22 protein-coding genes are annotated in these 24252 nt (G+C 70.6%); 3 read left to right on the top strand and 19 right to left on the bottom strand.

What is annotated here, in order from left to right:
- The 10 genes from C1I97_RS00775 to C1I97_RS00725 all read right to left on the bottom strand — a co-directional run bounded on the left by C1I97_RS00775 (window position 1) and on the right by C1I97_RS00725 (window position 10234).
- Window positions 1–765 (bottom strand): ABC transporter ATP-binding protein, encoded by a 765-nt coding sequence (locus tag C1I97_RS00775; protein WP_111001261.1) that lies wholly within the window; start codon window positions 763–765, stop codon window positions 1–3.
- Window positions 762–1562: an ATP-binding cassette domain-containing protein gene (locus C1I97_RS00770; protein WP_111001260.1), complete on the bottom strand. Its 801-nt coding sequence runs from the start codon at window positions 1560–1562 to the stop codon at window positions 762–764. Before C1I97_RS00770 ends, C1I97_RS00775 begins: the two co-directional genes overlap by 4 nt.
- Entirely contained in the window at window positions 1559–2437 is an 879-nt protein-coding gene (locus C1I97_RS00765) for an ABC transporter permease (RefSeq protein WP_111001259.1), read from the bottom strand. The genes C1I97_RS00770 and C1I97_RS00765 overlap by 4 nt, the downstream gene beginning before the upstream one ends.
- Window positions 2434–3399: an ABC transporter permease gene (locus tag C1I97_RS00760; RefSeq protein ID WP_111001258.1), complete on the bottom strand. Its 966-nt coding sequence runs from the start codon at window positions 3397–3399 to the stop codon at window positions 2434–2436. The genes C1I97_RS00765 and C1I97_RS00760 overlap by 4 nt, the downstream gene beginning before the upstream one ends.
- On the bottom strand, window positions 3399–4919 hold the full coding sequence (locus C1I97_RS00755; protein WP_111001257.1) for an ABC transporter substrate-binding protein: 1521 nt from the start codon (window positions 4917–4919) through the stop codon (window positions 3399–3401). Before C1I97_RS00755 ends, C1I97_RS00760 begins: the two co-directional genes overlap by 1 nt.
- Before the next feature lie 46 nt (window positions 4920–4965).
- A complete protein-coding gene (locus C1I97_RS00750; protein WP_258382356.1) occupies window positions 4966–5694 on the bottom strand; it encodes a DUF1684 domain-containing protein in 729 nt (242 codons plus the stop codon).
- 441 nt (window positions 5695–6135) lie between these two features.
- Entirely contained in the window at window positions 6136–7143 is a 1008-nt protein-coding gene (locus C1I97_RS00745) for a 1-aminocyclopropane-1-carboxylate deaminase (RefSeq protein WP_111001255.1), read from the bottom strand.
- 63 nt (window positions 7144–7206) lie between these two features.
- Window positions 7207–7917 carry a GntR family transcriptional regulator gene (locus C1I97_RS00740; RefSeq protein WP_111001254.1) on the bottom strand — a complete coding sequence of 237 codons (711 nt, stop codon included), beginning with the start codon at window positions 7915–7917 and terminating at the stop codon, window positions 7207–7209.
- An 800-nt stretch (window positions 7918–8717) separates the two neighbouring features.
- Window positions 8718–9593 carry a KPN_02809 family neutral zinc metallopeptidase gene (gene ypfJ / locus C1I97_RS00730; protein WP_111001253.1) on the bottom strand — a complete coding sequence of 292 codons (876 nt, stop codon included), beginning with the start codon at window positions 9591–9593 and terminating at the stop codon, window positions 8718–8720.
- A gap of 59 nt (window positions 9594–9652) precedes the next feature.
- Entirely contained in the window at window positions 9653–10234 is a 582-nt protein-coding gene (locus C1I97_RS00725) for a hypothetical protein (protein ID WP_220040761.1), read from the bottom strand.
- 176 nt (window positions 10235–10410) lie between these two features.
- Between C1I97_RS00725 and fdh the strand changes: the two genes are divergently transcribed.
- The 3 genes from fdh to nrfD are packed head-to-tail and all read left to right on the top strand — an operon-like array spanning window position 10411 to window position 15766.
- On the top strand, window positions 10411–13701 hold the full coding sequence (fdh, locus tag C1I97_RS00720) for a formate dehydrogenase (protein ID WP_111001252.1): 3291 nt from the start codon (window positions 10411–10413) through the stop codon (window positions 13699–13701).
- Window positions 13698–14717, top strand: coding sequence for a 4Fe-4S dicluster domain-containing protein (locus tag C1I97_RS00715; RefSeq protein WP_111001251.1), 1020 nt, complete (start codon window positions 13698–13700; stop codon window positions 14715–14717). The genes fdh and C1I97_RS00715 overlap by 4 nt, the downstream gene beginning before the upstream one ends.
- Window positions 14714–15766, top strand: a complete 1053-nt coding sequence (gene nrfD / locus C1I97_RS00710; protein ID WP_111001250.1) for an NrfD/PsrC family molybdoenzyme membrane anchor subunit — start codon at window positions 14714–14716, stop codon at window positions 15764–15766. The genes C1I97_RS00715 and nrfD overlap by 4 nt, the downstream gene beginning before the upstream one ends.
- A gap of 4 nt (window positions 15767–15770) precedes the next feature.
- On the opposite strand, the gene C1I97_RS00705 is transcribed toward nrfD, so the two are convergent.
- The 9 genes from C1I97_RS00705 to C1I97_RS00665 all read right to left on the bottom strand — a co-directional run bounded on the left by C1I97_RS00705 (window position 15771) and on the right by C1I97_RS00665 (window position 24195).
- Complete coding sequence (locus tag C1I97_RS00705) at window positions 15771–16589, bottom strand: fumarylacetoacetate hydrolase family protein (RefSeq protein ID WP_111001249.1); 819 nt, start codon at window positions 16587–16589, stop codon at window positions 15771–15773.
- A 45-nt stretch (window positions 16590–16634) separates the two neighbouring features.
- Window positions 16635–17825, bottom strand: coding sequence for an acyl-CoA dehydrogenase family protein (locus C1I97_RS00700; protein ID WP_111001248.1), 1191 nt, complete (start codon window positions 17823–17825; stop codon window positions 16635–16637).
- Window positions 17822–18418 carry a flavin reductase family protein gene (locus C1I97_RS00695; RefSeq protein ID WP_111001247.1) on the bottom strand — a complete coding sequence of 199 codons (597 nt, stop codon included), beginning with the start codon at window positions 18416–18418 and terminating at the stop codon, window positions 17822–17824. The genes C1I97_RS00700 and C1I97_RS00695 overlap by 4 nt, the downstream gene beginning before the upstream one ends.
- 105 nt (window positions 18419–18523) lie before the next feature.
- Window positions 18524–19897 (bottom strand): purine-cytosine permease family protein, encoded by a 1374-nt coding sequence (locus tag C1I97_RS00690; protein WP_258382358.1) that lies wholly within the window; start codon window positions 19895–19897, stop codon window positions 18524–18526.
- Between the two features lie 166 nt (window positions 19898–20063).
- The gene (locus tag C1I97_RS00685) at window positions 20064–20465 is read right to left on the bottom strand and encodes a RidA family protein (protein WP_111001245.1); all 402 of its coding nucleotides are present in this window, start codon (window positions 20463–20465) and stop codon (window positions 20064–20066) included.
- 11 nt (window positions 20466–20476) lie between these two features.
- Window positions 20477–22027, bottom strand: a complete 1551-nt coding sequence (locus C1I97_RS00680; protein ID WP_258382355.1) for an aldehyde dehydrogenase family protein — start codon at window positions 22025–22027, stop codon at window positions 20477–20479.
- 57 nt (window positions 22028–22084) lie between these two features.
- Window positions 22085–22507 carry a cupin domain-containing protein gene (locus C1I97_RS00675; protein WP_111001243.1) on the bottom strand — a complete coding sequence of 141 codons (423 nt, stop codon included), beginning with the start codon at window positions 22505–22507 and terminating at the stop codon, window positions 22085–22087.
- Window positions 22508–22510: 3 nt separating this feature from the next.
- Window positions 22511–23263, bottom strand: a complete 753-nt coding sequence (locus C1I97_RS00670; RefSeq protein WP_111001242.1) for a dimethylmenaquinone methyltransferase — start codon at window positions 23261–23263, stop codon at window positions 22511–22513.
- A complete protein-coding gene (locus C1I97_RS00665; protein ID WP_258382354.1) occupies window positions 23260–24195 on the bottom strand; it encodes a VOC family protein in 936 nt (311 codons plus the stop codon). The genes C1I97_RS00670 and C1I97_RS00665 overlap by 4 nt, the downstream gene beginning before the upstream one ends.
- Window positions 24196–24252: the final 57 nt, after the last annotated feature.

Below are 24252 nucleotides of genomic sequence, written 5' to 3'. Positions count from 1 at the left end.
TCAGGCCGGCAGCCGCGGCACGCTGTCGATCAGGCGGTGGGTGTACGGGTGCGCGGGCCGGCCCAGTACCTGGGCGGTGTCGCCGTGTTCGACCACGCGGCCGCGTTCCAGGACGGCGGTGCGCTCGCACAGGGAGGCGACGACCGACAGGTCGTGGGAGACCATCACGAGCGTCAGCCCCTGCTCCTGCTTGAGCTCGGCCAGCAGGTCGACGACCTTCACCCGGGTGGTGACGTCGAGCGCGCTGACGGGTTCGTCGGCCAGCAGGACCCGCGGTGAGCAGACGGTGGCGCGGGCGATGGCGATCCGCTGGCGCTGTCCGCCGGAGAACTCGTGCGGGTAGCGGTCCGCCGCGTCCGCCGGCAGACCGACCCGCTCCAGGGCCGCGGCCACCTTCGGCCCGGCCGTGGCGCGGCGGTCGATGCCGAGGGAGAGCAGCGGTTCCGCGACGGTGGCGCCCACGCGGCGGCGCGGGTCGAGCGAGGAGTAGGGGTCCTGGAAGACGCACTGGACGCTGCGCCGGAAACGGCGCGTCTGCTGCCGGTCCCGTCCGGACAGCGCGGCGCCGTCGAAGCGGACCTGGCCGGCGGTGGGGCGGGTCAGGCCCAGCAGCAGCCGCAGCAGCGTGGTCTTGCCCGCTCCGGACTCGCCGACCAGGGCGAGGCTCTGTCCGGTCTCGACCGCGAGGGAGACGTCCTCGACCACGTTGTGCGTGCTGCCCCGGTGGCGCAGCGCGACGTCGGACAGTTCGAGTACGGGGGTCATCGCGCGCTCCTCAGGTCCAGGGCGGACTCCAGTTGCCGGGCGCTGGCGACGAGGGCCTTGGTGTACTCCTCGCGGGGCGCGCCGACGAGGGTGTGGACCGGGCCCTCCTCCACCGCCCGCCCGTCCTTCAGCACCAGGGCGCGGTCGGTCACCTTGGCCACCACGGCGAGGTCGTGGCTGACGAACAGCACGGCCATCTCGCGCTCGCGGACGAGCGTGTCGATGAGTTCCAGCATCTCGGCCTGCACGGACACGTCCAGGGCGGTGGTCGGCTCGTCCGCGATGAGCAGCTTCGGTTCGCAGGCCAGGGCCATGGCGAGGGCCACGCGCTGGCGCTGCCCGCCGGAGATCTCGTGCGGGAACGCGCGGATGATGCGCTCGGGGTCGGGCAGCCGTACCTGTGCGAGCGCGTGCGCCACCGCCCGCCGCAGGTCCTTGCCCTTGAGGCCGGTGCGCCTGCCGAGGGGTTCGGCGATCTGGCGGCCCACGCGCATCAGCGGGTCGAGCGCGGTGAGCGGTTCCTGGAAGACGACGGCGGCGTCCCGGCCGCGGACGGCGGTGAGCCGTTTCTCGGGGGCGCCGATGATCTGGGTGCCCGCGAGTTCGACGCTGCCGGTGGCGGTCATGCCGTCGGGCAGCAGGCCGAGCACGGCGAGTGTGGTCAGGGACTTGCCGGAGCCGGACTCGCCGATGAGGCCGAGGCGTTCGCCGGCGGCCACGGTGAAGGACAGGTCGTCGACCAGGGTGCGGCCGTCGCCGGTGCGGACGGTCAGCCCGCGTACGTCGAGGAGGGTCATGCGCGCCTGCCGCGGGTGGCCGGGTCGAGGGTGTCGCGCAGGCCGTCGGCGATGAGGTTGACGCCGATGACGAGCAAGACGAGCAGGATGCCGGGGGCGAGGGCGCCCGCCGGGGCGGTGGTGAAGGTGGCCTGGGCCTCCTGGAGCATCCGGCCCCACGAGGCGTTCGGCGGGGGCGCGCCGAGCCCCAGGTAGGACAGTCCGGCCTCGGCCAGTACGGCGAGCCCGAACTGGAGAGCGAGGTTGACCACGAGGGTGGGCCAGATGTTGGGCAGTACGTGGCCGGCCACGGTCCGGGGCCAGGAGGTGCCGGAGGTGCGGGCGGCGGTGATGTAGTCCTGCGCCAGCACCCGCTTGACCAGGACGCGCACCAGCCGGGCGACGACCGCGCTCTGCGCCAGGCCGATCGCGAGGACGGCCGAGCCGAGGGTCGCCGAGCGGGCGGCGACGATGAGCATCGCGAGCAGCAGCGTCGGGAAGGCGATCAGGATGTCGAGGAACGCCGCGAGGGTGTCGTCGAGCCAGCCCTGTGCGAACGCGGCGAGCACACCGAGGGTGACGCCGATCGCGGCGGCGATGAGCACCGATCCCAGGCCCGCCTCGACGGCGATCCGTGAGCCGGTCATCACCTGGGCGAACAGGTCGCGCCCGAGCTTGTCGGTGCCCAGCAGGTGTCCGTCCCCGGGGCCGGCCAGCCGTCCGCCGGAGGTGTCGTCGGCGGGGTAGGGCAGCCAGAACAGGGAGACCAGGGCGAGCAGCGCGATGAGGCCGGCCAGGAGGCAGCCGGTGACGAGGGTGGCGGAACGCCGCGGCCGGCGCCCGCGCGGCGGGGCCTTCTCGTCCCGTACGGGTCCGAGCACGTCCGCCCGGGTCATCGGGCACCTCCCGAGAGGCGGCCGCGCAGCCGCGGGTCGATGATCCGCTGGGCCAGGTCGGCGACGAAGCCGATGAGCAGCACGGCCAGGGTGGAGACGAACAGCACGCCCTGGACGACCGGGTAGTCGTGCTGGGCGATGCCGGTGGCGAGCAGGGAGCCGAGTCCCGGCAGCGCGTACACCGACTCCACGACGACCGCGCCGAGCAGTGTCGAGGCGAGTTCGATGCCGAGGACGGAGATGACCGGTACGGAGGCGTTGCGCAGGCCGTGCCGCCACATCGCCTGTCCGAACGACGCTCCCAGGGCGCGGGCGGTGCGCAGGTGGTCGCTGCCGAGGACGTCGAGGGTGGCGGAGCGGACGTAGCGGATCAGGGACGCGCTCATCACCAGGGCGATGGTGACGACCGGCAGGACGAGTGCGCGGATCGCCTCGGCCGGCTCCGACCAGCCGTCCGGGGGGAAGCCGCCGGCCGGGAGCCAGCCGGCGTTCAGCGCGAAGACGGCGATGAGGATCATGCCGAGCCAGAACACCGGGACGGCGATGCCCAGCTGGGACACGCCGCTGAGCAGCGCGCCGTACCAGGTGTGCCGTTTGTGCGCGGCGACGAACCCGGCGGGTACGGCGATGAGGACGGCGAGGACGAACGCGGCGAGGGTCAGCGGCACGGTGACGTGCAGCCGGGAGGTGACCTCGGGTCCGACGGGCAGCGAGCTGACGAAGGAGGTGCCCAGGTCGCCGTTCGCCAGCTGCCCGAGCCAGTGGGTGAACTGCTCGGGCAGCGGCCTGTCCGATCCGATGGACCGCCGTGCCGCGGCGATCTGTTCCGGGCTCGCGCCCACCGCGGTGAGCGCGTTGGCCGGGTCGCCGGGCAGCATGCGCAGCAGGGCGAACAGCACCACGCTCGCCAGGGCCAGCGACACCACCAGGAAGGCGAGGCGGCGCAGGAGGTAGCGGGCCATCAGCCCTTCTTCTTGATGTCGTAGGCGTGGAACTGGGAGTTGAGTCCGTTCACCGGGTAGCCGGACAGCTTGCTGCTCGCGACGACGATCTGCGGGTAGAGGTAGAGCCAGTCGCTGGCTGCGTCCTCGGCGGTCTTGCGGTTGACCTTCTTCAGCAGTTCGGTCTGCTCGGCGGTGGTGGAGGCCTCCTCGGCCTGCTGGACCCACTTCGTGACCTGCTTGTCGTCGTAGCCCCAGTAGAAGTCGGGGTTGCCGTACCAGACGAGGTCGCGGTCGTTGACGTGCTCCTGGAGCGTGGCCGTGAAGTCGTGGTTCTTGTAGACCTTCGTGTACCACTCGTCCGGCGTGATCGTGTTGATCTTGACGTCGATGCCGACCTTGGCGAGCTGGGACTTGATGAAGGTCGCGGCGGTGGGGTGCGGGTCGTAGTTGGGAGTGTCGAGGGTGAAGCTGAAGCCCTTGGCGTAACCGGCCTCGGCGAGCAGCTTCTCGGCGCGGGCCGGGTCGTAGGCGTTGACCTCGGTGAGGTCCTCGTACCAGGGGTCGGTGGGCGGCACCATCGAGCCGATGAGCTTGCCGTAGTCGCCCCAGACGGACTGCAGCAGCTTCTTGTCGTCGATGGCGGCGGAGACGGCCTGGCGCACCTTGACGTCGGTGAAGGGCTTGGCCTTGTCGTTGAAGGCGAGCAGCAGCTTGGTGGTGGAGTTGCCGTCGGTGACCTTGTAGTTCGGGTTGTTCTTGAACTGGTCGAGGGCGTCGGGCGACTGCTCGCTGGTGACCACGTCGACGGCGTTGGTCAGCAGCGCGTTGTTCAGGGCGGTCGCGTCCTTGTAGTAGTGGAAGACGACGCGCTTGTTGCTCGCGGCGTCTCCCCAGTAGCCGGGGAACCGGTCCAGGCTGAGGGCGGAGCCGCGGGTCCACTTGGCCAGGGTGTAGGGGCCGGTGCCGTCCTCGGTCGTCTTCAGGTTCTTCGCCTGGGAGTTGACGATCCAGACGTAGGAGAGGTTGTAGACGAAGGAGATCGACTTCTTCGACAGCGTGACCTCGACCGTCCGCGCGTCGGGGGTGGCGATGTCCTTGATGACCTGGAGGTTGCTCTTGCGGGCGGACTGGGAGTCGTCCGCGATGACCTTCTCCAGGCTGTACTTGACGTCCTGGCTGGTCAGTTGCTTGCCGCTGTGGAACTTCACGCCGTCGCGCAGGGTGAAGGTGTAGGTGAGCCCGTCGTCGCCGACCTTGTGGTCCTCGGCGAGCAGCTTCTCGACCTTGCCGCCGTCGGTGAGCCTGAAGAGCCCTTCGTAGACGTTGCCGTTGAGGGCCTCGGTCACGCCCTGGCCGCCGCCGGCGGTGTTGTCGAGGTTCTGCGGCTCGTACAGGGAGCCGATGTTGACGGTGGCGTTCTTGTCCCAGGTACCGCCCGAGGCGCTGCCGCCCGAGCCGGAGCCGCCGCAGGCGGTGAGGGTCAGGGCGAGGGTGGCCGCGGTGGCGGTGCCGTACAGGAACGTCTTGTTGGTGCGCATGGGTGAGGGGCTCTTTCGTGCTGTGGTGCGGGAAGCTACGGGGCGATCAGTGCTGTGCGGGGAAGCCGCCGCGGAAGACGGGGAGCTTCTCGCCGGCCTCGACGGGCAGGTGGAAGCGGTTCTGCCGCGGCGGCATCGGACAGTTGTACTGGTCGGAGAATCCGCAGGGCGGCACGAAGGCGCGGTTGAAGTCGAGCAGGACGCGGTGGTCGTCCCCGGTGCGCCGGACGAAGAGGAAGCGGCCGGCTCCGTAGGTGGTGCCGCCGTTGGTGGGGTCGCCGAAGACGAGCAGCAGGGAGCCGTCGTCGTCGAAGGCGCTGAGGGTGTAGGCGCGGCCGTCGACGGTGAGGGTGATGTCGCCGGGGACGACGAGGTCGCGGGTGCCGCCGTTGTCCCGGATGTGCTCGAAGGGGACGCGACGGGCGCCGGGTACGGGCGTGTAGGTGGCCTCGAGCACCCAGGCGGGGTCGTAGGGGAAGGCGTCGACCCGGTCGAAGTGGCGGACGGCGGGCGAGTCGGCGTCCCAGAACCGCAGGCCGTGCTCGGGCTCTCCGGTGACGAGGTCGGTGCGCTGGAGCGTGGTGACGGTCACCGTGTGCGGCCGGCCGGTGCGGGCGGCCTCGGCGTCGGGGCGCTCGCCGGCCGGCAGCCAGCGGGTCTCGACGAGGGCGAGGTTCCCGGTCGGCGAGGTGAGGGCGCGGTGGCGCTCCGCGCGCCAGGCCTGCCACTCCCCCACGGGAGCGGCGGCGGACCGGCCGGAGGCGGACTGGGACATGTCAGGACTCATTCATTCACGCAGCGTTCGTCGTCATCACGCCGCAGATGTCACGCCGCGTGAACAGATGGCCAAAGCATCACCTTTATCTGCCATAAGGACCTCTAATGTCAAACGAGATGCCCAGGTCAGGTGGCCTTTCTCACAGCCGCGCACAGCGGTCGGCGCCCCGTGACCGCCCGGCCCGGCGGTCACGGGGCGCCGGGCGGTCACGCTCAGCTCTTGGCCCGTGTCGGAACGGCTCGGCCGAGGCCCCGGGCCACGGCGGTCCGATCGGTGGCGGCCGTGCGCACGGACTCCAGCCGCCGGTCAGGAGCGGAACCGAGCCCAGTACGTGAACTCCTGTTCGCAAGGCGGGATTTCCCCGATCGCGGCATCAAGACGCTGGTGGTCGCACCCGGCGGACCCGAGGCGCCGGGGCCGGACGGGTGCGCGCACGGCTCAGCGGAAGACGCCGCTGTAGGCGTTGAGGGCGGGCTGGCCGCCGAGGTGGGCGTACAGGACGTTGGAGTCCTTGGGGATGTCTCCGCGCCGGACCAGGTCGATGAGTCCGGCCATGGACTTGCCCTCGTAGACGGGGTCGATGATCATGCCTTCGAGGCGCCCGGTGAGCCGGATGGCGTCCAGGGTGGACTGGACGGGGATGCCGTAGAGGTCGCCGGCCCAGCCCTCCAGGACGGTGATCTCGTCGTCGCGCAGGTCCCGGCCGAGGCCGATGAGTTCGGCGGTGTTGCGGGCGATCTTCGCCACCTGGGCGCGGGTCTCGTCGATCTTCGCCGAGGCGTCGATGCCCAGCACGCGGCGGGGCCGGTCCTGACCCGCGAAGCCGGCGATCATGCCCGCGTGGGTGCTGCCGGTGACGCTGCACACCACGATCGTGTCGAAGAAGACCCCGAGTTCGCGTTCCTGCTGCTGGACCTCGTAGGCCCAGTGGGCGAAGCCGAGGCCGCCCAGGGGGTGGTCGGAGGCTCCGGCGGGGATCGCGTACGGCGTGCCGCCGGCGGCCCGGACGTCCTCCAGTGCCTGCTGCCAGCTGTCCTTGAAGCCGATGCCGAACTCCGCCTGGACCAGGCGTACGTCGGCGCCCATGACGCGGGACAGCAGGATGTTGCCGACCTTGTCGTTGACCGCGTCCGGCCAGTCCACCCAGCTCTCCTGGACCAGGACGGCCTTCAGACCCGCCTTCGCGGCGACCGCGGCCACCTGCCGGGTGTGGTTGGACTGGACCCCGCCGATGCTGACCAGGGTGTCCGCGCCCTGCCGGAGCGCGTCGGGGATCAGGTACTCCAGCTTGCGGGTCTTGTTGCCGCCGTAGGCCAGCCCGCTGTTGCAGTCCTCCCGCTTGGCCCAGATGCGGGCGCCGCCGAGGTGGTCGCTGAGCCGGTCCAGCGGGTGGACCGGGCTGGGGCCGAACAGCAGGGGGTAACGCTCGAAGGCCTCGAGGGACATCTGTGGCTCCTTGCAGGGTGCGCCCGCCGTGGGCTGGGGGCTGTGGGTCGTCGGTGTGCTGGGTCAGTGCGGGGAGGAGACGCCGCCGGATCCGCCGTCCGGCTCGTCGCCGTCGGGGAGCACGGTGTCGAGCAGGGGCAGCAGCGTCTGCCAGTTGGCGCGGGTGGCGGCTACGGCCCCCTCGACGTCCCCGGCTTCGCACAACCCGATGATCCGGTCGTGCTGGGCGACCGAGCCCCGGCCGCTCAGCGAGGAGAAACGCAGCCTCTCCAGCCGCCGCAGCACCGGCGTGAACTGCTCCAGGACGGTGCGGACGGCCGGATTGGCGCAGGCGGTGACGGCGACGCCGTGGAAAGCGTCGTCGGCCGCGATCGCCGCGTCGACGTCATTGCGGCGCAGAGCCTCGGCGAAGCGTGCGTTGGCCTCGCGCATGGCGTCCAGTTCGGCGGCGGACAGGTGGGGCATTGCCTCGCGGACGGCGAGCTCGTGCATGGCCGCCGTCACCGACTGGGCCGCCCGCACGGCGCGGACGTCCAGCGGGCTGACCATCGTGTAGCGGCCGGGCTTCGTCAGCACCAGGCCGGCCTGCTCCAGACGCGCCAGCGCCTCCCGGACCGGCGTGCGGCTGACCCCCAGCCACTCCACCAGGTCACTGTCGTTGAGGCGCTCCCCCGGTGCGAGCGTGCCGTCGACGATGGCGTCCCGGATCGCCCGGTAGGCGTTGTCCCGGAGGAGTGACCTGGAGACGAGTCCGCGACCCTGTGGCACTGGCATGCAACATATTGCACGCTGCATGACAGACGCCTGTCAAGACCCCTCCCCCGGCGCCGCCCGGCCGGAAGCCACGGCCACAATGAACGGGACCCTTCCTCCGCTCGGCCGGCGTCCTGCCGACGGAGCACATCGGCGCGCGGTGGAGACGGGCGCCGGCCCGCACACCGCCATCCGCGACGGCACCCGCCTCCCCATCGCCACGGCTCGTGACCGGACGCACGGCTGCCGGCACCGAGCCGGCCGACCCCACGATCGTCGCCGTCGAGCGCGAGGGCACGGGCCGCCGCACCGCCCGCGAACCGCGCCTCGGGGCCCGGGGCCCGCCTGGAACTGACCGAACCGTCCGGCCCGGTCGCGTACGACCACCACGGTGGCGCATCCAGGTGGCGGGCCCGCGTCGACATCGCGGAGGGCGGCGAACCGCACTGGGACGCCAGGCCGTTCGTGGTCTGCGACGGGGCTCGGGTGGAGGCTCGATGGACGTCACGCCGACGGCCACCCGTGTCACGTACGACGGGCACGAGCTGCTGATCGAGGAGCTGGACCTGGCGGAGCCGGTCCTGCGGGAACTCCCCGGAATCCTGGGACCCGGCCGCGTCATCGGTTCGGTCACCGTCCTCGGCTGCCGCCCCCAGGGTCCACCCCACCCGTACCGCACGGAGCCGGCCGCGGTCTGGCGGAACTGGCAGACCGCGGCCGGCTCCGTGCGTCGACGCCTCAGCCGGTCTTCGCGGTTTCGCCGGTCGCGTCGGCGCGATGGGGATGCGTCCGGCAAGGACGAGCGGATGGAGGCCCGTTCCTCAGATGCCGCCGGAGAAGGTGTCGCACCGGGCCGGGGAACCCGTGGTGTACCCGGTGGTGAACCAGTGCACGCGCTGCTGGGAACTGCCGTGGGTCCAGCCCTCCGGATCGACGCGGCCCTGGACGCGCTCCTGGATGCGGTCGTCGCCGACGGCCCCCGCGGCGTCGAGGGCCTCGCGGATGTCGTCGTCGGTGAACGGCTTCTCGTAGAAGCCGGTGGCGACGGCGTTCTTGGCCCAGACTCCGGCGTAGCAGTCGGCCTGCAGCTCCAGACGGACCGACGCGCTCTCCGCCCCCGTGCGGTCCCGGCCGACACGGTTCATGGTGCCCAGCAGGTTCTGCACGTGGTGGCCGTACTCGTGGGCGATGACGTACGCCTGCGCGAACGGGCCGCCCTTGGCGTCGAACTTCTCCTCGAGCTCCTGGAAGAACCCGAGGTCGAGGTAGACCCCGTGGTCGGCCGGGCAGTAGAACGGGCCCACGGCGGAGCTTGCCCGGCCGCACCCCGTGCTCACGCCGCCGGAGAACAGCACCGTCCGTGCCTGGCTGTACGACTGCTGGGCGTGCTCGGGCAGGGCGCCCCGCCAGTAGCGCTGGATGCTGTTGACCACCCCGACCACGCGGCACTTCTCGGACTGGTCGGCATCGCTGCCCGTCCGGCACTGGGCGCTCAGGTCCGACCCCTGCCGCGGTGCGCCGGAGTCCGAGCCGGAGCCGTCGAGGAGGCCGGCGGGGTTGACGCCCAGGAGCAGTGCGACGATCACGGCGACGATCCCGATGACGCCGCCACCGATGGCGAGCCCGCCTCCGGGCAAGCCGCTGCCGCGGTCTTCGACCTGCGAGGCATCAAGATCCACATCGTCGCGGAAGTCCATCGTTCCTTCGTCTCCTGAGCGTTGGCGATCACCCCATTGTGCCCAAGAGACTCACCGGGTCACACCGGCCAGTGGTGGCCGAGGGTGAAGTCCACCGTGACCGCGAACGTCAGGTACATCAGCCAGGCGCCCGTCAGGATGCGCACCAGGCCGAGCGCGCGCTCGGCGAGGGCGATGCCGACCGAGGCGAAGAGGTCGCTGAGGTGGACGGCGAACTGGCCGAGGAAAAAGATCCCCACCGGCCAGTCCCCCACGGAGAAGAACACGGTCGCGCCCAGCGCCGAGAGGACCATGTAGGCGATCGCCGTGCCGGCGTCCGGCCGGGGATCGTCGCCGCGGCAGCGGTTCCACCCGAGGGCGAACCAGTGGACGCCGTAGGCCGAGAACGCGAGCGCGGCCATGTACAGCAGCGGTTCCCTGAACACCTGGAACCAGGTCAGGCCGACGAACAGGATGACACCGGTGACGAACGGGCAGAGTCCCGGCAGCCAGATTCCCCACATGCCGAGCGACCGGTCCACCCGTTCGTCGCGACGGGGTCGGCCGACCAGCTCCGTGGGTCCCCAGATCAGGTAACCGGTGCCGAGGCCGAAGAAGCCGAGAGCCAGCGGGGGGAACGCGGAGGGCTCGAGAACCACCACCCTGTCCTCCTCTTCCTGCGAAGCGAGGCGTCACAGCGACCATTGTGATCATTCAGTATTCATGCAGCTTTCGGCATTCGGTGCAGCAGCTCGCCTCGCCCGCATCATCGACTTGCGGAACCCCGCCCCCGCGTTAGCGTCGAAACCGGTGAACGCCCCGAAGAAGGAGCAGGCACATGAGCCTGGAACGGTGGATCGGCGCGTGGCCGGTGTACCGGCAGATCACGGGGGCGGACCGGCTGGGGCGGGGCAAGGCGGCCGAGTCCCGGCGCTCGGCGGGGCTCGCGCCCCGCACGGACACCGCGGACCGTGTGGTGGCCTCCGTCTGCCCGTACTGCGCGGTGGGCTGCTCGCAGCGCGTCTATGTGAAGGACGAGCGGGTCATCCAGATCGAGGGCAACCCGGACAGCCCCATCTCGCGGGGCCGCCTGTGCCCCAAGGGGTCGGCCAGTAAGCAGCTGGTCACCGGCCCCCAGCGTGAGCAGAAGGTGCTGTACCGGCGGCCGTACGGCACCGCCTGGCAGGAACTGGACCTCGACACGGCCATGGACATGGTGGCCGACCGGGTGCTGGACGCGCGCCGCAGGGGCTGGCAGGACACCGACTCGGCCGGCCGCACGCTCCGCCGCACCATGGGCCTCGCCAGCCTGGGCGGCGCCACGCTCGACAACGAGGAAAACTACCTGATCAAGAAGCTGTTCACCGCCCTCGGAGCGTTGCAGATCGAGAACCAGGCGCGTATTTGACACTCCGCCACCGTTCCCGGTCTGGGAGCCTCGTTCGGACGCGGCGGCGCGACCGACTACCAGCAGGATCTGGCCAACGCCGACTGCATCGTCATCATGGGCTCGAACATGGCCGAGGCCCATCCGGTGGGGTTCCAGTGGGTGATGGAGGCCAAGGCGCGCGGTGCCAGGGTCATCCACATCGACCCGCGCTTCACCCGCACCAGCGCGCTGGCCGACCAGCACGTCACCCTGCGCACGGGCACCGACATCGCCTTCCTCGGCGGCGTGATCAACCACATCCTGTCCCACGGGCTGGAGTTCCGGGAGTACGTGCGGGCGTACACCAACGCCCCGTTCCTGCTGAGCGAGCGCTACCGGGACACCGAGGACCTGGACGGCCTGTTCAGCGGGTACGACCCGGCCACCGCCTCCTACGACGCCTCCAGCTGGGCGTACGAGAGCGTCGAGGCGGAGGAACGCGGCGGCGCCCGGCACAAGGAGCAGGCCGCGCCGTACCAGCACGGCGCCGGCGGCCCGTCCGTCGAGGGCGGCGCGGGCCGCATCGCGAGCGACCCGACGCTGGAGCATCCCCGCTGTGTGTTCCAGGTGCTCAAGCGGCACTTCTCCCGCTACACGCCCGAGATGGTGGAGCGGATCTGCGGCGTGCCCCGGGAGCGTTTCCTGGAGGTGTGCCGGGCCTGGACCGAGAACTCCGGCCGGGAGCGCACCGCAGCGCTGGTGTACAGCGTGGGCTGGACCCAGCACTCGGTCGGCGCCCAGTACATCCGGGCGGGGTCGATCATCCAGCTGCTGCTGGGCAACATCGGCCGTCCCGGCGGCGGGGTCTTCGCGCTGCGCGGGCACGCCAGCATCCAGGGGTCCACGGACATCCCGACCCTGTTCAACCTGCTGCCCGGCTACCTGCCGATGCCGGACACCACGCACGAGAACCTGGCCGGCTATCTGGACAGCATCCGCCGCCCGGGCCAGAAGGGGTTCTGGGGCAACGCGGACGCCTACGCGGTCTCGCTGCTCAAGGAGTACTGGGGCGAGGCGGCGACGGCGGAGAACGACTACTGCTTCGACTACCTGCCGCGGATCAACGGCGACCACGGCACCTACCGCACCACCATGGACATGATCGACGGGAAGGTCTTCGGCTACTTCCTGCTCGGCCAGAACCCGGCGGTGGGCTCGGCCCACGGCCGTCTGCAGCGGCTGGCCCTGGCCAACCTCGACTGGCTGGTCGTCCGCGACCTCACCATGATCGAGAGCGCCACGTTCTGGAAGGACGCCCCCGAGACCGAGACCGGGGAGATCGTGCCCGAGCGCTGCCGTACGGAGGTCTTCTTCTTCCCCGCCGCCTCGCACGTGGAGAAGTCCGGCACCTTCACCCAGACCCAGCGGATGCTGCAGTGGCGGGACCAGGCCGTCGAGCCGAGCGGCGACCAGCGTTCGGAGCTGTGGTTCTTCTACCACCTCGGCAGGCTCGTCAAGGAGAGGCTGGCCGGCTCGGCCGACGAGCGCGACCGCCCCGTCCTCGACCTCGCCTGGGACTACCGGACCGAGGGCGACGAGCCGTCCGCCGACGACGTGCTGCGCCACATCAACGGCATCGACCTGCGCAGCGGACGCACGGTCGACGGCTACGCCGACCTGAGGGCCGACGGCACCACCGCCTGCGGCTGCTGGATCTACAGCGGGGTCTACGCCGACGAGGTCAACCAGTCCCGGCGCCGCAAGCCCGGGTCCGAGCAGGGGCCGTACGAGGCGGAGTGGGGCTGGACCTGGCCGCTGAACCGGCGCGTGCTGTACAACCGCGCCTCGGCCGACCCCGAGGGGCGGCCCTGGAGCGAGCGCAAGGCCCTGGTGTGGTGGGACGAGGAGCGCGGTGAGTGGACCGGGCACGACATCCCGGACTTCGAGCGGACCAAGCCGCCCGGCCACCGGCCTCCCGAGGGGGCTTCGGGGCCCGAGGCCCTCGCCGGTGACGACGCGTTCATCATGATGGCGGACGGCAAGGCGTGGCTGTTCGCCCCGGCCGGGCTGGTCGACGGCCCGCTGCCCACCCACTACGAGCCGCACGAGTCACCCGTGCGCAACCTGCTCCACGGCCAGCAGGGCAACCCGGCGCGCAAGGTGTACGGGCGGCCCGACAACCCGTCCAACCCCGCTCCGCCCGAGGCGCACGGCGAGGTGTTCCCCTTCGTGGTCACCACGGCGCGGCTCACCGAGCACCACACCGCGGGTGGCATGAGCCGTCAACTGCCGTACCTGTCGGAGCTTCAGCCGGAGCTGTTCGTGGAGGTCTCGCCCGAGCTGGCGAGGGAGCGCGGCCTGCGCCATCTGGACTGGGCCCATGTGATCACCAGCCGGACCGCGGTGGACGCCCGGGTCGTGGTCACCGACCGGCTGGCGCCCCTGCGGGTCGAGGACCGGGTCGTGCACCAGGTCTGGCTGCCCTACCACTGGGGTCCGGTGGGACTCGTCAGCGGCGACGTGGTCAACGACCTGTTCGGCGTGGTGGCCGACCCCAATGTGTTCATCCAGGAGAGCAAGGTGGCGACCTGCGACATCCGTCCCGGCCGCAGGCCGAGGGGCCCCGCCCTGCTCCAGTACGTGCAGGACTACCGCCGCCGGGCCGGGATCACCGCTCGGACCGGCACCCGCATCGTGACGGCGGGCGGCGAGCACAAGCCGACCCACACCGAACCGGACGGCCCGGAGGAATCCCCATGATGGACGAGAACAGCCTGTACGGGCCCCTCGCCGACCCCGCCGCGGACGCCGGCCACCCCGACCCGCCGCCCCGGGTGGGCTTCTTCACCGACACCTCCGTGTGCATCGGCTGCAAGGCGTGCGAGGTGGCGTGCAAGGAGTGGAACGACGTTCCCGAGGACGGCCTGGACCTGCTCGGCATGTCGTTCGACAACACCGGAATGCTCGGCGCGAGTTCCTGGCGGCACGTCGCCTTCGTGGAGCAGCAGCGCCCGCTGGGCCGGCAGGACGCGGGGCTGTCCGGCCTGCCCACCGGCCCCTCCGGCACCGAGGCCACGGACCGGGTGGTGGCCGGCGCCCTGCGCGACTCCGAGCGGGGCGGCGGCGAGCTGGGCACCGGTCCGGTCGATCTCGGCTTCCCCTCCTTCGGCCTGCCCGGCGCCTCCGGCGGCGCCGAGAGCCGTACCGAGTTCCGCTGGCTGATGTCCTCCGACGTGTGCAAGCACTGCACCCACGCGGGATGCCTCGACGTCTGCCCCACCGGGGCGCTCTTCCGCACCGAGTTCGGCTCGGTCGTGGTGCAGCCCGACATCTGCAACGGCTGCGGCTACTGCGTCTCCGGCTGCCCCTACGGGGTCATCGACCGGCGGCCCGACGACGGGCGGGCCTGGAAGTGCACCCTGTGCTACGACCGGCTGCGCGGCGGTCTGGAACCCGCCTGCGCCAAGGCCTGTCCCACGGACTCCATCCAGTTCGGCCCGCTCGACGAGCTGCGGGAGCGGGCCGACCGGCGGCTGGAGGAACTGCACGGGGCGGGCGTGGGCGAGGCACGGCTGTACGGCCGCGACCCCGACGACGGCGTGGGCGGCGACGGCGCCTTCTTCCTGCTGCTGGACGACCCGGAGGTCTACGGGCTGCCACCGGACCCGATCGTGCCCACGCGTGATCTGCCGTCCATGTGGAAGCACGCGGCGGTGGCTGCCTCGGCCCTGCTGGCCGCGTCCGCCGCCGTCTTCTGGAAGGGAGGCCGGCGATGAGTGGGGGCGACGGAACCCCGCGCGAACCGCGCAGCGACGCCGGAGCCGGCGACGTCCACGCCCGCCCGTTCGGCTCGGGCGCCCGGACGGCGGACGGCGAGCGGCCCGCCGAGCCGCGCCCGGAGTTCCGCTCCTACTACGGCCGGCCGGTGCTGAAGCCGCCGGTGTGGACGTGGGAGGTGCCGGCCTACCTGTTCACCGGCGGGCTGTCGGCCGGTTCCGCCCTGCTCGCCGCCGGCGCCGACCTCACGGGGCGTACCGCCCTGCGCCGGGCCGGACGCCTGGGCGGCTTCGGCGCACTGGTGGCCAGCACCGGACTGCTGATCGCGGACCTCGGCCGGCCCGAGCGGTTCCACCACATGCTGCGGGTCGCCAAGCCGAGTTCGCCGATGTCCGTCGGTACCTGGATCCTCGTGGCCTACGGGCCCGGCAGCGGGCTTGCCGCCGTGGCCGAGCTGCTGCCCGCCCGGGTGCGCGCCGGCCTGCCCGGGCGGCTGCTGTGCCGGGCCGCCCGGCCGGCCGGTCTGTCCGCGGCCGCCTTCGCGCCGGGACTGGCCGCGTACACGGCCGTGCTGCTCTCCCAGACGGCCGTACCGGCCTGGCACGACGCCCGCCGGCAGCTGCCCTTCCTGTTCACCGGGTCGGCGGCGGCGAGTGCCGCCGGGCTCGGCATGCTGGTGGTGCCGCCGGCCGAGGCGGGCCCCGCCCGCCGGCTCGGCGCGATCGGCGCGGCGGCGGAGGTCGTCGCGGCCCGGCTCATCGAGCACCGGCCCGGCCTGGTGCCCCGGGCGTACACCACCGGCCGGGCCCGCCGCCTGCGCCTGGCCTCGGAAGGCCTGACGCTGGCGGGAGCGCTCGCGGCCGTGTCCGCCGCCCGGCGCAGCCGCCCGGCCGCGGCCGCGGCGGGACTGGCCCTGCTCGCCGGGAGCGTCCTGCAGCGCTTCGGCACCTTCGAGGCGGGCGTCGCCTCCACCAGGGACCCCGCCTATGTCGTCGTCCCGCAGCGCGAACGCCTGGACGCGGCCGGCGCCGGCCGGGAGGTCCCGTGACACCTCAGACGATCGGCGTGGACACGGTGCCGATCCCGTCGATGGTCACCTCGACCCGGTCCCCGGCCTTCAGGTACTGCTGCGGCGTGCGGGCCCTGCCCACTCCCCCGGGCGTGCCGGTGAGGATCAGGTCCCCGGGACGCAGCGGCAGCATGGTGGACACGTAGGCGACCAGGTGAGCGGGCGTGAACAGCAGGTCGGCGATCCGGTGCTCCTGGACGGGGACGCCGTTGACCGTGGTACGCAGCACCGCGGTCGCGGGATCGAAGTCGTCGGATGCGGCCATGACCGGACCCACGGGGGTGGAACGCGCCCAGATCTTGCCCTGCAGCCACTCCGTCGAGCGGTACTGCCAGCCGCGCATCGAGATGTCGTTCGCCACCGTGAAACCGGCGATGCACTCCTCCGCCTCGTCCTCGCCCACTCGGTACGCGGTGCGTCCGACGACGACGGCGAGTTCGCCTTCCCAGTCCATCTCGGGATCCTCCGCCACGGCCTCCACCGGATCGGTGGGGCCGGTCAAGGAGTCGGCGAACTTCGCGAAGAGGGTGGGGTACGCGGGAAGGTCCCTGCCCATCTCCTGGATGTGGCTGGTGTAGTTGAGGCCGGTGCACAGCACCTTCGACGGGTTCGGCACGAGCGTGTGCAGCCCGGCCTCGCCCATGCGGCGCTCCCGCCCGGTGGCGTTGCCGGCGATCTCCCGCCAGTTCTCCTGCGCCAGCAGGGAACCGACGTCGCCGTATCCGGGTATCTCGGTGAGCACCTCCCCGTCCAGGCGGGCGGCGACCGTCCCGCCGCCGGTGCGTACAGTTGCCAGTCTCATGTCTCTTCTCTCCTGTGGTCCCGTTCGCGCCGAATCAGCGTGCCGTCAGGTGCCGACGGCGGCCTGCTCGGGCACGACCAGGTCGAAGAATCCCCAGTGCGACCCGGCGGGCAGCGTGCCCGACAGCATCCGGCCGCACTTCTGCGTCACGATGTGCGAGGAGCCCCGGTGCTGGCTGCCGGCGTGGCTGTCGCGGAAGAAGCGCTGCAACGTGCCGTCCCGCATGACCTGCGCACCCGCGAAACGGTGCACGAGCTGGCTGATCTCCAGCGCGGTCCGGGAGGCGAGGCTGCACGCGAGCCGCGACATCGTCTCCTGCTCGTCGTCCAGTTGGGCCCGGGCCGCGAGCGTCGACTCGTTGTCCCGCCAGGTCTCGCGCAGCAGTGCCATGGTGCCCCGCACGTGCGAGAAGTGCCGTGCGTACTCCGCGAAGAACTCGGCGCTGGTGACCGGGGATCCCCCCGCGGGGTCCTTGCGCTGCGTCAGCTCCCGCAGCTCGTCCAGCATGCGGCGTCCGACGCCCTGCGACCAGGCCGCCTGGTGCAGACCGGCCATCAGGGCAGGGCTGTACACGGATCGGCCCCGCCGGACGTGCTCCGGACCGATACGGAAGACGAAGGCGTCGTCCACCAGCAGGTCCTCGGCCCGGTAGTCGAGGCTCGCGGTCGCGCGCAACCCGAGCATGTCCCAGTTGTCGCTGATCCGCAGCGCCGGGCGGGGAACCAGGCAGACCAGCCGCTCACCCGTCTCCTGGACGGTCACCGCGAGATTGATGTGCGTGGCCATGGACACCCCGGGGGCGAACTGCCAGACCCCGCTCACCCGGTAGCCGCCGCCGTCCCGTACGGCCTGACCGGTGAACGCGGTGGACTGCCCCGCCACCAGCGGAAGCGCGCCCTCGGTGAAGAGCTCGGCCACCGCCTCGTCGCTCAGATACGTCGCCGCGGTCGTCGTCTCGCTCGCCACGGCGCGCACCAGCCACCCCAACGAGGAGTCGGCGTGCGACAGCTTCTCCATCACCTGCAGGATCTGCAAGGGAGAGGCCGCCATGCCGCCGAGCTCGGCCGGCACCATCAGCCTGAGGATGCCGCTGGCGCGGAGTACGTCCTGCACCACCGGCGTCGGACGCCGCAGGCGCTCGCTGTCCGCGGCCTCGCGCTGCAACAGCGGGTAGATCTCGTCCAGTTCCTTCAGCAACCTGGAGATGTCCTCGGTCACCTGTGTACGGTCCGTCACGACCGGCTCCTCTCCGACTGCGCGCCGCCGTCCGCGTCACCGGCCTCCTGGGCCAGGGCGCTCCACTGGCCCCGGTAGAAGAGCAGGGGCTGGGTGTCGTCCTGCTGTCCGTAGGACATCACGCGCCCGAGGACCAGGACGTGGTCGCCGCCGTCGTACCCCGCCCACGGCGTGCACTGGAAGTACGCCAGCGAACCGTTGATCCGCGGCGCGATGTCGTCACCGACCCACTCGACGAGGTGGGCGTCCTGCGGCTTGCCCGCGAAGTGTAGTGCGGTGGCGAGCTGGTTGTCCCCGAGCACGTTGACCGCGAAGGGCCGCTCGAGCAGGTAGGTCAGCGCTCGCGAGGTCCGCTGCATGGAGACCAGGACCAGGGGCGGATCCAGGGACACCGAGGTGAAGGAGTTCACGGTGACCCCGTAGTAGCTGTCGCCGGACTGATAGGTGAGCACGACGACGCCGGTGGCGAAGTTTCCCAGAGTGTTGCGAAGCTGACGGGGATCGGCGAGCGATGGGATCGCCGCGCTCGACGCGAGGGTCTTGGCGTCGGCGGCTTTCTCATAGATCTCGGAGTCCCACATGATGTCGGTCATCCCGAACCTTCCTGGATGAGTCGTGGGTCGGACCCCTGTCCGATGGCCAGGGGGGCAGGGCCGGCAGGTGCGTCGCGTCGGGCGTACCTGCCGGCCCGGGGCAGGTCAGTGGGCTTCTTCGACTGCTTCCTCGCTCGTGACGAAGGAGGTGCCGGTGCCTTCGGGCAGCCAGTTCCGCAGCACCGGGTAGACGGCGACCGCCAGGACGAAGGACACCAGGAAGCCGAGGGCGAAGACGTCGGTGGCCATCAGGATCACGCCGACCGCGGCGGACAGGACCAGCGTGGCGACTCCGGCCCAGTTCCACTTCTCGACCCGGTGGGTGGCGCTGTCGGACCGCGCTCGGCGCACCAGGTAGTAGTCAGCGATCATCACGCCGCACATGCCGAGCGTCGTGGCGCCCAGGTAGGCCAGGTACTGGGTGAACTTCTCCAGGATTCCGGCGGCGATCATCAGCAGCGCGATGATGTTGCCGACGACCACCATCGCCGCCCGGCCCGGCTTCCTGCCGGTGAGGGAGTCGACCAGGTTGACCAGCGAGAGCGATCCGGAGTAGGCGTTGATCGCCTGGGCCTTGGCCTGGGCCGCGTAGATGGTGACGAAGCCCGCCCAGCCCGCGAAGATGACGAAGAAGGCGCCCGTGTTCTGCATGACGAACGCGTTGCCCGCGACGGCGGCCGCCTCCGGGCCCATGCCCTTGTTGTGGGCCATCAGGTAGCCGATGACCTGGGGCATGCCGCCGATCACGACGAGGGAGCCCAGGACGGTCATGACGATGTTCTGGGTGATCGGGCCGGCCACGGCCAGGACCGTCACGTCACGCCGCGTGCGGCAGTAGCGCGCGAAGTCCGTCGTGACCAGGGCGATGGTTCCCGCCGTAGCGCCCATGACCGAGACCGCGGCCTCGAACCGCGGCCACAGGCCCCCGGGGACGACTCCCGCATAGGTGAACACGTCCATCGGGCTGGCGCCCTGGATCACATAGATGTCGACGATCATGTAGATCGTGACGAGCAGGGTGACGACGATCAGGGCGCCGGTGGCGCGCAGGGCGAGTTTGAGGCCGAAGATGGCGAGCCCGATCCACAGCAGCGTCATGCAGCCGTAGATCAGAATGCGCCATCCCCACGAATCGGGCAGGTCGAACATCAACAGCGTGCCCTGGTAGAGGAGGGCGGACTCGACGGCGAGGAAGCCGAGGATCATGAACGCGAAGACGACCGAGCCGATCGCCGAGCCCTTGAAGCCGAATCCGAAGAACCGGGAGGTGATGGTGCTCGACATGCCGGTTTCGAAGGCCATCCGCCCCAGGGCCTTGCCGAGGCCCACCGCGAAGGCCGCGACGAGGACACCGACGGTCAGGCCCACGGTGAAGCCGGCGAGCACGACGGTGAAGCCGGCGATGGCGAAGATGACGAGGGCGGTGGCGACGCTGACCGGGCTGAGGGCGAGTTGGTAGCCGCTCCTGCGCTCTGCCATCGGCACGCTGACCAGGGCATGGTCTTCCGCCGCAGCCGCCAGTGATGAATCAGCAGGTCTGAGATTCCTGGTGTGTGAAGACACGGTGGTTCCCGTCCTTGTGAGAAATGTGGCGCCTGCGGCGGAATTTCCATGGGCTGGACCCGCCCGATGTCGCCGCGAGAGGTCAGTCCGCGCTGCAGCCCGCTACGGCGATGGCCTCGATTTCGAGGAGAATCTCGGGCTTGGCGAGGGCGGAGACCTCGACCAGCGTGCAGGCGGGGAAGTCACCGGAGAAGAACTTCTGACGGGCCTTCCACACCTCGGAGTTGTCACTCATGTTCGTGACGTAGATGGTCATCTTGACGACGTCGTCCATGACCCCGCCGGCCGCTTCGACCAGGTCCTTGATCTTCTGGAAGATCACCTCGGCCTGCTCGTACATGGTGTCGCCCAGGACGGTCTCCCGGTCCTGTCCGCGCGCCGTCATTCCGGAGACCATGATCAGGTCGCCGATCCTCAGGCAGTTCGACCACATCTTGTCCGCCGGCTCCCGCACGGCGTCGGAGTAGATACGCTGCTTCTTCATCACTGTTGTCCTCAGAGGTCGATGCGGTTGTCCCACGCGGACGTTCCGCCCCAGTTCACGCACACGCTCTGGCGGCGCATGAATCCCTTCCAGGCGTCCGAACCGGCTGTACGACCACCGCCGGTCTCCTTCTCGCCGCCGAAGGCGGAACCGACGTCGGCGCCCGTCGTGCCCATGTTGATGCGCACGATTCCGCAGTCACTGCCCCGGGCCGACAGAAACGTTTCGATGTGGGTCAGGTTCGTGCTGTGCATGCCCGAGGCGAGGCCCTGGGCGACGCCGTTGTGGATCTCGATGGCCTCCTCGAGATCCTCGTAGGTCAGCACGGAGACGATCGGCACGAAGGTCTCCGCCTGGGCGATCTCGAAGTGCGGTTCGACGCCCGTGACGATGGCCGGCTCGACGTACAGACCCGGGCGGTCGATCACGTTGCCGCCGTACACCACGGTGGCGCCCTCGCGTTCGGCACCGGCGAGGACCTTCTGGTAATCCTCCACCGCGCGCTGGTCGATCAGCGGGCCGACCACGGTGTCCGGGCCGCGTGGGTCGCCGACGGTGATCTGGTCGAAGGCCTTCTTCAGCAGCTCGACCAGCTCGTCCGCGATGCTCGCGTGGGCGATGATGCGGCGGGTGCTCGTGCAGCGCTGGCCGGTCGTGCCGACCACGCCGAACGTCAGCGCCTTGGCGGCGAGTTCCAGGTCGGCGGTCTCGTCGACGATGCAGCCGTTGTTGCCCGAGCACTCCAGCTGGTAGCGGCGGCCGAGTGTGGAGCCGACGATCTCGGCGACCTTCCTGCCCACGGTCGTGGAACCGGTGAACGAGATCATGGCGACACGGGTGTCGGAGACCATCTTCTCGGCGACGGCGTTGTCGTCGGGGATGAAGAGGGAGAAGACGCCTTCACACCCCATCTCCGCCGCCGCCTTGTTGACCAGCTTCTGCACGGCGATCGCGGTCAGCGGCACCTTCGGGCTCGGCTTCCAGATCACCGTGTTGCCGGCGATCGCGGAAAGGAACCCGTTCTGCGCCCAGACGGCGGCCGGGAAGTTGTACGCGCTGATCAGCCCGACGACGCCCAGCGGCAGCCACTGGTCGTACATGCGGTGCTCGACACGCTGGGACTGCTGGGTGAAGCCGTACATCATCCGCGCCTGGCCGGCGGCCAGCGTCGACATGTCGACCGCCTCGCGGAGCTCGCCCTTGGCCTCCATCGTCGACTTGCCGGTGTCCAGCGAGACGATCGCGGCCAGGCTCTCCAGGTTCTCCTCGATCAACTGGCCGATCCGGCGCACGAACTCACCACGTCGCGGCGGCGGTACCATCCGCCACCTCTTCTGGGTCTCGACGGCGGCGGCCACGAGCGTCTCGTAGTCCGCTCCGTCCGAGGCCGCGATCCGGCCCACGACCTCACCGTCGGCGGGACACTGCGCCTCGATGACCGGCCGGCCCTCGACGGTTCCCCAGCCGAGCGAGTCCGCGTAGGTGCCGGAGTGCACCTGGTCCAGGCCGAATTCGGCGAGCACCTCATCGGTGTCGAACAGAGTCTTCGTGGTTTCGCTCATCATCGCTTTCCCTCAACGTCGCGGGCTCGGCAGGAATACGTCGGACGGGCCGGTGCCTCACTCCTTGGCAAGGAAGTCCCCGATCGTCTCGTCCGTGTGGTATTCGGGCTTCTCGTAGTAGTGCGGGCCGTCGTAGATCTCGATCAGCACGCTGCGCTCGTGCGCCAGGGTCGGGCCGTGCGGGTGGTCCTTCGGGTTCATGTAGAAGGAGCCGGGGCGCAGCCGGAGGCCGGAGTCGGTGTACTCGTAGTCGCCCTCGAGGCAGTACATGAACTGGTTCGAGGCGTGCGTGTGCTTGGTCGGGATGGTGCCGCCCTTCTCGTACTCGAGCAGGGCGATGCTGGCGCCGGTGTCCGGGTTCTTGTAGAGGAAGTACTGCCGGAACCCGTAGTCGGGGTAGTCGATCCAGTCCTCGTCCTTGAGGTCCGCGGCATGGATCAGGACCTCGAGCGACTTCATGGTCGCGGGGTCGATGTTCATCGTTCACTCCCGTCCGGGGCGGCCGGCGGCCACCCACGTGTCGTATTCCTGGCGGCTTTGGGGCGTGGCGGGAAAGAGCCCGAAGAGGGACCGGCCGCGCTGGATCTCAAGAGCCGCGAATTCCTCGTACGCGGCGGCGTCGGCGGCCTCCGCGGCGATGTCCGCGGCCAGTTCCCGGGGGATGACCGCGACGCCGTCGCTGTCGCCCAGCACCACGTCGCCCGGGTAGACCGCCACTCCGCCGCAGCCGACGGGTTCGTCGAGCGCGACCGGGTGCAGGGCGATGGGGGTCGCCCTGGGCGCGTTGTCCCGCTGGTAGCACGGCAGGCCGGTCTCCCTGATGGCCGCCGAGTCCCGGTAGCCGCCGTCGGTGACCACGCCCGACACACCGCGCTGCTTCAGCCGCGCCGCCATCATGTCGCCCATGGACGCGGCGGCCGTGCAGCCGAACGCGTCGATCACGAGCACCGCGCCGGGCGGGCACTCCTCCATCGCCCGCCGGTGCAGGTTCTCGCTGCTCGAGTAGTTCGCGAGGGTGTCGAGATCTTCGCGTGCGGGGATGAACCGCAGGGTGTAGGCCGTGCCCACCAGCGGCTGCTGGTCGGCTGCCAGCGACCGCACGCCGTTCATGATCACGTTCCGCAGGCCGCGCCGGAGCAGCATGTTGGCCACGGTGGCCGAACCCGCCCGTACCAGCTGTGCGCGGACCGTCTCCGGCAGCGGTTCGGCGAGGTCCGTGCTCGCTGCGCCGGTCACTGGAAGAACTCCAGGGGCGGGCGGTTCCCCCACTGGGTGGTGTCGCTGGCCGTGCCGTTGAACTTGGTCGGCCGGTGGTTGTGGTCAACGACGTCGCCGTCGGTGTAATGCTCGATGCGGAAGCCGAAGGGGTCCTTCCAGTAGTCGAAGATCTGGCTGCCGAGCAGGTGGCGGCCGACTCCGACGTCGAGGTCGTACCCCTGCTGGATGAGGTAGTCGTGCGACGACATGACCGCGTCCATGTCGGTGACCTCGAACGCGCTGTGGTGGATGCCCGCCCAGTCCGACTGCAGGACGAGCATGAAGTGGTGGTCCACCAGCTGCTCGCCCAGGTCCAGCCGGACGAAGGTGCCGACGACGGGGCCCTCCTCGCCCGGCGGGACGAAGTGGTCCGAGGGCAGGAAGTTGAAGCGCTCGCCCAGCCAGGCCATCGACGCGTCGTGGTCCTTCACATGGAGCACGAAGTGCCCCAGGCGTGCGATGGTGCACGGCGCGACGGACTGGCGGACGGAGGCGTTCACCCGGTTCTTGTCGCGGATGTTGTTCATCACGAAAGGTTCCCGGTCCGGGATCGGCTCGGCCTTCCGCCGGCCCCAGATCGCCCGGATCTCGATGCCGTCGGGCATGGTCATCGAGACCTCGTGGCCGCCGCCGGGCTCCGTCGACTCCCGGACCGGGGAGGACCCCGGCTTCGCGGCGAGCTCGACGAGGTCGTCGTAGGCGGCGACCTCGATCGAAGCCCCGATGAAGCGCTGCTTGCCGGCCTTGCGGGTCACATGGATGTGATGCTGAGTGCCCGTTCCCCGCATGTACAGGGTCCGGTCGTCGCTGCCCTCGGCCTTCACCATGCCGAACGCGGTCAGGAACTTCTCCATCACCTCGAGATCCGGTGCCTCGTAGGTGACTTGGGCGGCATCGATTGCCGTAGCCACGGGTCCTCCTGTGGTGGATGGGAGCGCGGCGGCGAACAGGGAACCATCGCCGCCGGA

Origin of the sequence: Streptomyces sp. NTH33 (assembly GCF_003236365.1) — a bacterium.
Classification (GTDB): Bacteria; Actinomycetota; Actinomycetes; order Streptomycetales; family Streptomycetaceae; genus Streptomyces.
This window is presented reverse-complemented; position numbering and strand designations above follow the sequence as displayed.